The organism is Spirochaetota bacterium, assembly GCA_026414805.1.
GTDB lineage: Bacteria > Spirochaetota > UBA4802 > UBA4802 > UB4802 > UBA4802.
Map to the genome: position 1 here is coordinate 22,226 of JAOAIH010000035.1, position 10,508 is coordinate 32,733.

At 37.1% G+C, this 10,508-nt stretch carries 7 protein-coding genes and 1 tRNA gene; 4 read left to right on the top strand and 4 right to left on the bottom strand.

Annotated features, from left to right (window positions below):
- Nucleotides 1-584, bottom strand: a 584-nt coding sequence (locus N3F66_08590; GenBank protein MCX8124207.1) for an MBL fold metallo-hydrolase, incomplete at its 3' end; no start/stop codon positions are given.
- Nucleotides 585-1,171: 587 nt separating this feature from the next.
- Between N3F66_08590 and N3F66_08595 the strand changes: the two genes are divergently transcribed.
- Nucleotides 1,172-2,722 carry a methyl-accepting chemotaxis protein gene (locus N3F66_08595; protein ID MCX8124208.1) on the top strand — a complete coding sequence of 517 codons (1,551 nt, stop codon included), beginning with the start codon at nt 1,172-1,174 and terminating at the stop codon, nt 2,720-2,722.
- A 5-nt stretch (nt 2,723-2,727) separates the two neighbouring features.
- Nucleotides 2,728-5,679, top strand: a complete 2,952-nt coding sequence (locus N3F66_08600) for a glycosyl hydrolase-related protein (protein MCX8124209.1) — start codon at nt 2,728-2,730, stop codon at nt 5,677-5,679.
- 32 nt (nt 5,680-5,711) lie between these two features.
- Here N3F66_08600 and N3F66_08605 read toward each other — a convergent pair whose 3' ends face one another.
- Nucleotides 5,712-7,076 (bottom strand): glycoside-pentoside-hexuronide (GPH):cation symporter, encoded by a 1,365-nt coding sequence (locus tag N3F66_08605; protein MCX8124210.1) that lies wholly within the window; start codon nt 7,074-7,076, stop codon nt 5,712-5,714.
- A gap of 296 nt (nt 7,077-7,372) precedes the next feature.
- Between N3F66_08605 and N3F66_08610 the strand changes: the two genes are divergently transcribed.
- Complete coding sequence (locus N3F66_08610) at nt 7,373-8,215, top strand: SDR family NAD(P)-dependent oxidoreductase (GenBank protein ID MCX8124211.1); 843 nt, start codon at nt 7,373-7,375, stop codon at nt 8,213-8,215.
- A 31-nt stretch (nt 8,216-8,246) separates the two neighbouring features.
- On the opposite strand, the gene N3F66_08615 is transcribed toward N3F66_08610, so the two are convergent.
- Nucleotides 8,247-8,714, bottom strand: a complete 468-nt coding sequence (locus N3F66_08615; GenBank protein MCX8124212.1) for a DUF4442 domain-containing protein — start codon at nt 8,712-8,714, stop codon at nt 8,247-8,249.
- Between the two features lie 29 nt (nt 8,715-8,743).
- Nucleotides 8,744-9,223 carry a MarR family transcriptional regulator gene (locus N3F66_08620; protein MCX8124213.1) on the bottom strand — a complete coding sequence of 160 codons (480 nt, stop codon included), beginning with the start codon at nt 9,221-9,223 and terminating at the stop codon, nt 8,744-8,746.
- Between the two features lie 327 nt (nt 9,224-9,550).
- Between N3F66_08620 and N3F66_08625 the strand changes: the two genes are divergently transcribed.
- Nucleotides 9,551-9,624, top strand: a tRNA-Val gene (locus N3F66_08625).
- Nucleotides 9,625-10,508 lie beyond the last annotated feature (884 nt).

Here is a 10,508-nt window from a genome sequence, read left to right on the forward strand (position 1 = left end):
CCTTTTAGAAGTTGTTCAAATTTTTTTGCATCGGCGATAGTCCCTACAATTGCTCCATAGTGCATGGGTATTGCCACTTTTGGTTTTATAGCAATTGCAGCCTGGGCAGCTTCCTCAGCTGTCATTACGTAAGTGCCAGATACAGGAAGCAGTGCAATATCAATATTTTGTAGTGAGTTCATCTCAGGTATATAATCTGTATCACCTGCAAGATAAATACGCACACCTTGCACACTAATAATATATCCAACCCAACCCTTGTCTTTGGTATGAAATTGTTTATTAGTATTGTATGCGGGTACAGCCTGAAGTGTAATACCTTTAACAGATAATGTTTGGCCTGTTTTTATAGTTTTTACTGTACCGGTAAGTTTACTTATGCAATCACCAGGTGCTACGATAACAGTATCTTTGGTTTGTATCTTTTTAATGTCATCAGGTGAACAGTGGTCAAAATGTTCATGGGTAATCAGTATAATATCTGCTTTGTCTTGCTTTTTGATATTGTAGGGGTCAGTATAGATTATTACATCATTAACAATTTTAAAGCAGTCATGCCCTAACCAGTGAATTGCATTTACCATAGCGTGTACCTCCTTAGTTGTTTTTGCACTACAAGTCATTGCAATAAATAGATAAATGCAAAGAACTGTAAATACTATGAATATCATTAATATAAATCTTTTCATATGAACCTCCAATTATGTATTGAATTTTAACAACGTCTTCCCACGCTCACTTTTGAAACTCCTTGCTATCATTTGGGATTTGGTTTGAAATATTGTTGCAGTGCTTTTGGTTTAGATATAAAATTCAAATGCTGCTAATGAAAACTTAATTCAAATTAGCAGTGTGATCATACCAAACGCGTTTCCAAATCCCAACCGTCATTCCTACCTTGATATAGAATCTTACTTTGCATCAATTATTATCCTGAACTATTTGCTGAAATAAATTCAGGAAAGTTTCAGAAATGCCCTTTTCATTAATGAAGTACAACAATACCGTGTGCAATTATAAATTAAAGATTTAAAGTACGGTTCTAAAATATCTATATAAAACAAAAAAATCAATTTAAAAATAGTATTCCCTAATACAAAAAAATATTGCTATTATCAAGATACAAAGTATACCATGCTGTATTGTAATGATTCCATTTGTGGGGGGCTTTATGAAATTATCCCAGTATTTTCTATCACAGTATGCTGAACGTTCGTATATAATTCAGGAGAAAGCCAGAGCGCTATTTTACTTCCTTATGACATTTATTGTTTTGATTCCTATTGCAATGGGAGCATTTAATATTGTTCAATATCAGGGTATATTTGGTACAGCAAATGTGATATTGGTAATATTGCTAATAACGGTTATTGGTGGCTTGATATTGCTAAAGAAAGGGCAGTATAATGCAAGTGCTAACCTGTTGGCAACAGTTGCGGCACTATCCCTTGTGGCAGCTATGTTTTATAATGGCTTTCAGGCCAAAAATACTGACCATCTTTCATTCACATTTTATATGCCTGTGATTATTATCCTTACTGCATTATTCAGCAGATCACGCTGGGTAGTTGGCATCAGTGTTTTCTTCATTATCAGTACAATAGTATGTACAGTGCTGATGAGCGGCATATTAACAGATGTTTATCTTAGAGTTTTGAAGGAGTTTTTGGTTGATTATATATTTTCAATACTTTTATCATTTATACTATGTTTGCTTATTGTGAGGTTAAATGCAAGAAATCTACAGCAGCTTGAAAAGGAATCGTTGGAAAACCTGAAACAGCGAGATGTAATCAAAAATTTATTGCTCTCTGTACAGGATTTAACCCGCCAATTGACAAAACTTGCAGAGGAAAGTTCACAGTCATCAGAAGTTTTTTCCAACAGTGCGCAGTCACAGGCAGCATCTGCAGAAGAAATAACATCAACTGTGGAAGAGATGACTGCTGGTGTAGAAAGCATAAGTGATTCGGTGAGCCGACAGTTTGATATGATTAATCGCCTCATTGAACGGATTACAGAGCTGTCCGGTTTTATTGAAAATATGGGAAAACGTGTGACCGAGGCATCAGCAAAGGCAGAAGATGTTTCAAAACAGGGAACAGGTGTGGAAGGATCGCTCAATACCATGAATGCAAGTATGGGAAGTATCTTAAAGAGTTCACAGGATATGAACAATATCATAGAAATCATCAATGATATAGCTGACCAGATAAATCTACTTTCGCTCAACGCAGCAATTGAGGCAGCGCGTGCAGGAGATGCGGGAAGAGGATTTGCAGTTGTTGCAGATGAAATATCAAAACTGGCCGACAGGACAACTACCAGTATTAAAGAGATAGCTCAGCTTATTACAATAAACGTTAAGGAAATACAGAGTGGGTTTGCCAATATTGAAAAGATGACTGATAGTATACGAAAGATGGTGGGAGCCGTGGCAATGATCTCTGCAGAGATGAAGGATCTGTATACATCGATGCAGATGCAGCTTACCAATAATGAGCAGGTGCGAAGTGATGCACAGACATTAAAGAATTTTTCGGACAGCATACTTGCAGCTATAGAAGAGCAAAAGACCGCTGCTTCAGAAATTGCAAAGTCAATAGCAGCAGTCAATGATACTGCACAGAGCAATGCATCAGGGTCAATTAAACTTGCTGAAAATGCTGTAGAATTGTTGAAACTTGCACGTGGGCTTGAAAGTGAGATTACGAATGTATAACTGCAATGAAAGCTGAATGGGGCATTTACACACATCCACTTCTGGCTTATCGTATATTTACTATAAAAAAGCATATTTACACCAAGATTGCAGAATGTGAGGTGTATATTACTGTAGATGATGAGCCAATACCTTTTGAAGAAGCCACTGACAGGAGCTATCGCCCTATAAAACCTGGACAGGTATGGGGCAAAGCGTATACCTGTGCTTGGTTTCACTGTAGAGGAAAAATCCCACCACACTATATACATGACCATATTGTGTGCTGTATAGATATTGGAGGGGAAGGTTTACAGGTTAATACACATGGTGAACCTTTAGCTGCAATAAACAGCCGTATTACATTTATGGATTATCTGCAACCAACGTGGGAAATGAGGGTTATTGAAATTGATGAAAATATACAGCGCTCGGGAATGATTGATATTTGGATAGATGCAGGATTTAACGGTAAAATAATTCAACCGTTTGGAAAAGCCCGCTTTAAGTACGCGTATATAGCATTGTGCCGTGATGATATTAAGAATTTCTACTATGACTATCTGACTCTTGTATATGCGTATTGTGCCACTCATAATACTGTATTAAAAAATACTATAATGCAATTGCTTGATGCATCGTATGCTGCTGTGCATAATTTTTCTCTTGCAAATGTGGCTGAGGCGCACAACATTATTTTGGCAATGTACGATCTTAAAGGGAAAACACAAGAGGTATTTCTTACTGCGGTAGGGCAGGCACATCTTGATTTGGCGTGGCTGTGGCCAGTAAGGGAAACAAAGCGCAAAGCAGTACGGACCTTTATTAATGCACTGCACAACATACAGAAGTATCCTGAGTTTGTATGTGGTATAAGCCAACCTCAGATGCTTACCTGGATAAAAGAGAGCCAGCCCAAACTGTACAACAAGATAAAACATGCAGTTTCAAAAGGAAATATTGAACTGCAGGGAGGCATGTGGGTAGAGTGCGATACCAATCTGCCTTGTGGTGAGTCGCTAGTGCGTCAAATATACTATGGCAAAGAATTTTTTAAACAGGAATTTGGCTGTGATGTAAATACCTGCTGGTTGCCTGATGCTTTTGGGTTTAGTGGTAATCTGCCTCAAATATTGAAGAAATCAGGAATTAAATATTTTAGTACAATAAAGCTTGCATGGAATGAATATAATACGTTTCCGTATACTACATTTAACTGGGTAGGCATTGATGGTAGCAGCGTTGTAGCGCATATTCCACCTGAAGGCGATTACACAAGTGGGGCAACTCCACTGTGTGTTAAGGCAGCAATTGAAAACTTCAGGGAAAAGGATATATGTAATAACGCGCTATTGGTATATGGCAACGGCGATGGCGGGGGAGGTCCCACGCAAACTCATATAGAATTGATACAACGGCAAAGCAGGTTGAAGTTTTTACCCAAAGTTGAGTTTGGGAGTGCCGTCAATTATTTTAAAAGGTTAGAAATGTATACACATGAATTGCCAGTGTATCACGGTGAACTGTATTTAGAAAAACATCAGGGGACATACACTACACAGGCACGCAGTAAATATTATAATCGCAAACTTGAAATTGCACTTCATGATGCCGAATTCTTAGCAACGCATGCCTATCTCAAAGGGTTCCCATATCCTCATCAATTCTTTGAAACTGTATGGAAAGAGATGTTGCTGTACCAGTTTCACGATATCCTGCCTGGCTCAAGCGTCAAACGGGTGTACGATGAAAGCCTGCAAAGGTACCAAGCATTATTAGAACAGTTGCAGGCAATGATTAATACTTTAATCGATTATCTGTCAAGTTCAGATGCAATTGATGTTACATGTATTAATACTGTGCCGTTTACACGCAAAGAATTTTATAAGGGCGATAGCTTTTGGTATTATAGCCAGGTAGAGGGATTCTCTGCATCTAAGATGGTGGCTGTACATAATAATTTTCCTTTGTTTTATGGCGATAGTTATATTGAGAATGAATTTCTGCGGGTTACATTTGCTAAAGAAGGATATATCGTTTCTTTATATGATAAAGAAAGTAATCGTGAAGTATGTGGAAAGTATTTAAATAAGCTGGTGCTTTACACAGATAGATTCCGATTTTATAATGCATGGGATATTGATATTAATTATCACAAGAAAGGCAAAAAGGCATTACGGCTTGTTGGATATAAAACGTTTATTGATGGGCCAATGGTGATACGGCGTAATTATTATAAACACAAAAAAACAACGCTGACACAGGACGTCATTTTGTATGCAGGAAAACCATATATAGAATTTAGCACTAAGTGTGAATATCACCAAACATTTAAGATGTTGCGCGCTGATTTTGCTCCATCAGTGTACAGTGATACTGTAACATGTGACATACAATTTGGGAACATAAGGCGAAGTACACATAATTCAACATCAATTGAAAAAGCACAGTTTGAAATTTGTGCTCACAAGTGGGTGGATGTTTCAGATGATAGGTATGGAGTATCATTACTCAACGATTGCAAATATGGACACAGAGTCAAAGATGGTATTATTAGCCTTAATCTTTTGCGTTCGCCTGTATATCCAGACCCAACCGCAGACAGAGGCACCCATACATTTCAATATGCACTGTATCCACATAAAGGAGATATCAACCATTCAGAAACTATTGCTTTAGGATATCATTTTAATTACTTGCCTATTATCGTTAGAAAGAGTGTAGATATACAACCACTTATTACAGTACATGACAACAGCATTGTAATAGAAACCATAAAAAAAGCAGAAAAAGAGGATGCGATAGTAATTCGATTGTATGAATGTCATGGCAATGCTACCTCTGCAACATTTGATGCAGGATTTTCTTATAAAGATGTGTACGAAGCTGATCTTCTTGAAAACGTTGTGAAAAAGATTGAAGGAAGAGCTTTACATTTTAGAAGATTTGAAATAAAGACGCTTGTATTTAGATTGTAGCGAATCCATATAATGCTGTTATCTCTTCTGTATCATAACATTGTTGTTGCTTGCCTGCGTTGTACTAGTGTTGCAAGAATATCAGCCAGTTTTTGGTCGGTTAATGGATAAAAAATAAATGGAATGGTGCCAATGATACAACTTATTGCTGGCACTATTGTTATGGAAAAGAATGCACCATTCTGTATTTCAGGTGTAATAGTAACTCCTGATGAATACCCTATTGCCACCATAACCAAACCAAAAGCCAGTGTGGCTAGTGCACCCATCAATTTGGAGATAAATGTAAGCCCTGCAAAACTTACCCCTTCGGTTCGCTGTCCAGTTTTAAATTCGTAATAGTCAACACAATCGGCAATCATGGCAGTTTGAACAACTATAAAAAAGCCAGTAAAGAAACCTGAAACAAAAAGCATGCTCACAAAAATCCACAGGTTATTATGGCCAACAAAATACATTGCTGCATACACAAAAGCTGCTATAATACTGGAAGCTATCATCAATGTTTTCTTTGACATATATTGCAGCACATATGGCGTAATAATGTTTGATATAATAATTGCAGCTATGAGTGCACCACCAAGCAGGGTAAATATTTTTTCACTGCCAAACACTATGACTGCAACAACAGCTCCTCCAACCTGTACTATGTTGCGGCCAAAGTTTAATGCACTTGCAAGCAGTACTAGCAAAAACGGTTTATTGGTCACTATTGCTTGAAGCATTTGCCTGAATGTTTGCTTCTGCTTATGTGGCACCTTTTCTTGGGTATTAAAAAACGCCAGAGTAAAGAGGCTCATGCCAATAATTGAAACAAGTATGGCAGTACGTGTCCAGCCACTTGCTGTTGTTTTATCAGAAAACGATAGCCAGTATGCTAGTAGTGGACTTGCAATGGTAGTGACTGCCAGTGCTATCGCTTGCAACGTACGTGCAAGTGCAATAAGACTAACTCTGTCATGAATGGTAACTGTTATGGAACCAGCCAATCCCCAGTAAGGGACATCAGCTATTGTGTAAATCATTCCCCATAGTACATATACGATGCCAAAATAAATGAGTTTATATGTCTCAACAGTTTTTGGAATTGCAAAAAGCATGATTGTCAGCAGCGCTATAGGAAATGCAGTAAAAAGTATATATGGCCGTAATTTGCCCCAGCGTGTACGAGTGTGATCCACAATCATACCCATGATGAAATCATTAATAGCATCCCATATTTTAGCACCTGTAATAATTGCAGTGAGTGTTGCAATTCCTTGGGTACTAAAACCTACAGCCTCATAAAGGTATACCAACATAAATGTTACAGTGAATGTAATCACCATGTTTTGACCAAATCCTGCAATTGCAAATGAGTATTTTTCTTTGCGTGATAGTTGTGTGGTTGAAGACATTGTGTGCCCCTTTAATAAAAAAGAATAATTCAGGTCTAAAGATTACCAATACCTGTATTGTACACTGTCATGCTGAACTTCATTCAGCATCTATTTACCAATATAATTATCTCATTAGTCAACATTAAAATAAAACACTTACATAATGAGGAGTGTGTACTATTTCATGTTATATTCATCACCACATTTAAAAAATTAAATAGTGAATTATCATTCTAATTATTGAAATAAAAATACAATTGACAATTGAATTTTTTACTAACACAATTAAAAAAATATCAGAAGGTTATGATGCTATGAAATCACGTACAATTGTGGTAACTGGTGGCAATGCGGGAATTGGAAAAGCTATTGCCACTGAATTGGCAAAACAAAATCACCATGTTATTATTATTTCACGCAATCCGGTAAAAGGGCAAAAAGCATGTGATGAAATTAAAAATGCTACTGGGAATTTGCATGTTGACGTGATTGTAGGCGATCTTGGGTCAATACAATCTGTTAAAAATATCGCACAGAATATAATAAACAAATTTCCTGATGTTTCAGTACTGATTAATAATGCAGGTATATGGCCAACAAAACTTGAGATAAATCCTGATGGCCTTGAGATGGCGTTTATGGTCAATCACATGGCACCACTTATATTGAGCACCTTGCTATATCCACAATTGAAAAATAATACTCCAGCACGAATTGTAAATGTCAATGCAGGGTTGTATATCTTTGGCACGGTTGATCTGGAAAGAACACCGTACGGTAAGGATTTTGGAAGGTTTTCCACATATATGAATACAAAATTATGCAATATATACTTTACGCAGAAGTTTGCACAGATAATTGAGCACAGTGGCGTGACAATCAATGCGGTTCATCCTGGAGTTATTAGGACAAATTTAGGCGATAGCTCCGGAATAACAGGCTTACTGTTGCGATTGTTAAAGCTTGCTTTAGCAAAACCTGAGTATGGTGCACAGGCGCCAGTGTGGCTTGCTGTAAGCCCAGACATTGAAAACATCAATGGGAAATTTTTCGATAGGTTTACTCAGAAACCATATGCAAAAAATGCCGTAGACACTTCAGTGCGCGATAAACTCTGGAATTTAAGCTTACAGCTGGCATCGCTGAAGTTTAAATAAAGAGTATTGTGTCTGTCAAGGGACATTGTATTCAGTTTTTAGAAGCCCCCTTATTTTTGAAATATAAGACTTTTTCAATCTGTGCTACTGTATTCCCGGATTTGTCTTTCCACTCAATTGTGTATGTTCGTTCAATTGATTGTTTATGTTGCAATTCACGCTGTATACTGTCAAATTCTTCATCAGGAATTTTTATTTTTGCTATAAGGGATGAACGTGCAGGCTTTAGGAAACGAATGTTGGAAGATTTGTCCCACAATATGTATTTGTCTCTAAATTTTCGTAAAAACAACGTAAAATGCACACCATCAACTGCACTGTAGATATGTCCGCCATATATGGTGCCAACAAAATTTTTTGTAGTCCATTTATATGGCAATTTTATATGTGCTTCATTTTCATCAGGTGAAATATAAATTACTCTCCCCCCGGTTCTTCTATAAAAAGGTATGGAGTTAAAAAATAATTGTAACAACAGTGATTTAACAGAAGCTTGCATATACGCACCTCCATTATGGTATGTGAATACTATTTATTTGCATGTGTTAAAATCTTTTTTAATATATCCATAGCAGCATCCTGCTGTTTTGGAGGAATTGTAGAAGTAATTTCTCCTGTTACAGCATCCATTATTGCAAGAATATCTTTTCTTATAGTTATGCCCTTTTCAGTTAACTGAACAATTATGGCTCTTCGGTCTTTAGGATCATGCATTCGCATTACGAGGCCATCTTTTTCCATGCGGTCAATAATCCCTGTCATGCTTGAAGGCTCTAGCCCTGCAAGTTTGCCAAGGTCATTAATTTTAATACCTTCATCCTTGCCAAATTTACCTAACATATTCCCCATTCCATCATCCATCCATAGCCATAACAGCACGCCGATATATGCTGGTTTGACAAAAGTATAGCCTGCGTCTTTAAAACGCTTTTTTAATAGTGAAGTAAGCGATAGCGATACGCGTGTCACCAGGTAATAGAGGCAATCGTTGGGATGAAGAGATTCCATAAAAGAAAGGTCCATAACAATTATTATTACGTATACAAATAATACGTATACGTAATAAAGTCAATCTATTTTTATGTATTAGAGCAAATATTTGTACACTCTTTAGCGTATAATGTTACCCATACCCTTTTTAGGAAAGGGGAATAGTATGCTAAAAATGAATTCTGGATAATGCGCTTTCACTATATTTAGGCCACAACAAAAGTGAATATTTAGACTTTTTTATCTGGGAAAAGATCGTTTTACCAAGCGCCATATAGTGGTCCAAATGTTAAATCTACTTGACAAAACATAATTTTAGTGTGACTGTGATTGCTGCATATACAGGGGCGATTAGCTCAGCAGGTCAGAGCGCCTGCCTCACATGCAGGAGGTCACTGGTTCGAATCCGGTATCGCCCACATCCAGTAAAAAATGCTACTAAATCATCGTGTGTTGTTGTGTATTTCCGTATATAGACGTTATTCAGAGAGCTATCGCCTATTGCAATACCGCATATATACTTTCTCCACACATAAAGATTGCATAGCATTAATGAGTAAGGATTTTTCAAAGTATCATAGTGTAAAGCATCGGGAAGCGATAGCTCCTGTGATTTGGCAATTGCTTCTTTAAGGGTCCACAGTTGCAAAAATCGCTTACTTTTTCCCCATGGCATGTGATTAATATATTTCTGTTCGGATGGCGCGAAGTAGCGCTGTATGATTGCGTTTTGATATGCGACAAGTCGGGTGCAAGGTTCAATGTCAATGCCATGCGGTGTATGAAACAAAGATGCTGCAACAGCGCCATGTGTATGTGACAACGATATATAGAATCTCTGATTGTTGTGTAAAGCAGTTCGTTTGGTACTGTTGTAATTTAGTGTATCAAATCCTGCGAGTTTACCCAATGCTTTCAATGCACAGCTGGATATTAAAAATTCAGACTTTTTGATCTCAGATTGCAATGAATTATACTTGTGTTTTTCGGTATCTGAAAGTAATGAAAAAAGATATTCTTTGTCTTGTGGTGATATGGTGGTGTAGCGAATACACATGAAATGTAGTAAAGGATTATTCATAAATGATATATTAGTGTACAACCGTATTGACAGTGTGAAAACAACAGGTACAAATTGCAAGGCATTTATGGGCTGAAGAAAGTAATAAAAAAATTTTTATGCAGAGAACGTTAAGAAAAGATAGAAAAGAGAATTTTTCCAAATTATCTTGAAATTCTTAGCTCTCAGCGAGCTCTGCGTGATGTAGAATGAAGTAACACGCAGAGGACACAGAGTATACGG

What these genes read in the sequence shown, in the direction of transcription:
- N3F66_08600 (MCX8124209.1), top strand. Translation starts at nt 2,728, where the DNA reads ATGAAAGCTGAATGGGGCATTTACACACATCCACTTCTGGCTTATCGT.
- N3F66_08615 (MCX8124212.1), bottom strand. Translation starts at nt 8,714, where the DNA reads ATGCAAGCTTCTGTTAAATCACTGTTGTTACAATTATTTTTTAACTCC.
- N3F66_08595 (MCX8124208.1), top strand. Translation starts at nt 1,172, where the DNA reads ATGAAATTATCCCAGTATTTTCTATCACAGTATGCTGAACGTTCGTAT.
- N3F66_08605 (MCX8124210.1), bottom strand. Translation starts at nt 7,076, where the DNA reads ATGTCTTCAACCACACAACTATCACGCAAAGAAAAATACTCATTTGCA.
- N3F66_08620 (MCX8124213.1), bottom strand. Translation starts at nt 9,223, where the DNA reads ATGGAATCTCTTCATCCCAACGATTGCCTCTATTACCTGGTGACACGC.
- N3F66_08610 (MCX8124211.1), top strand. Translation starts at nt 7,373, where the DNA reads ATGAAATCACGTACAATTGTGGTAACTGGTGGCAATGCGGGAATTGGA.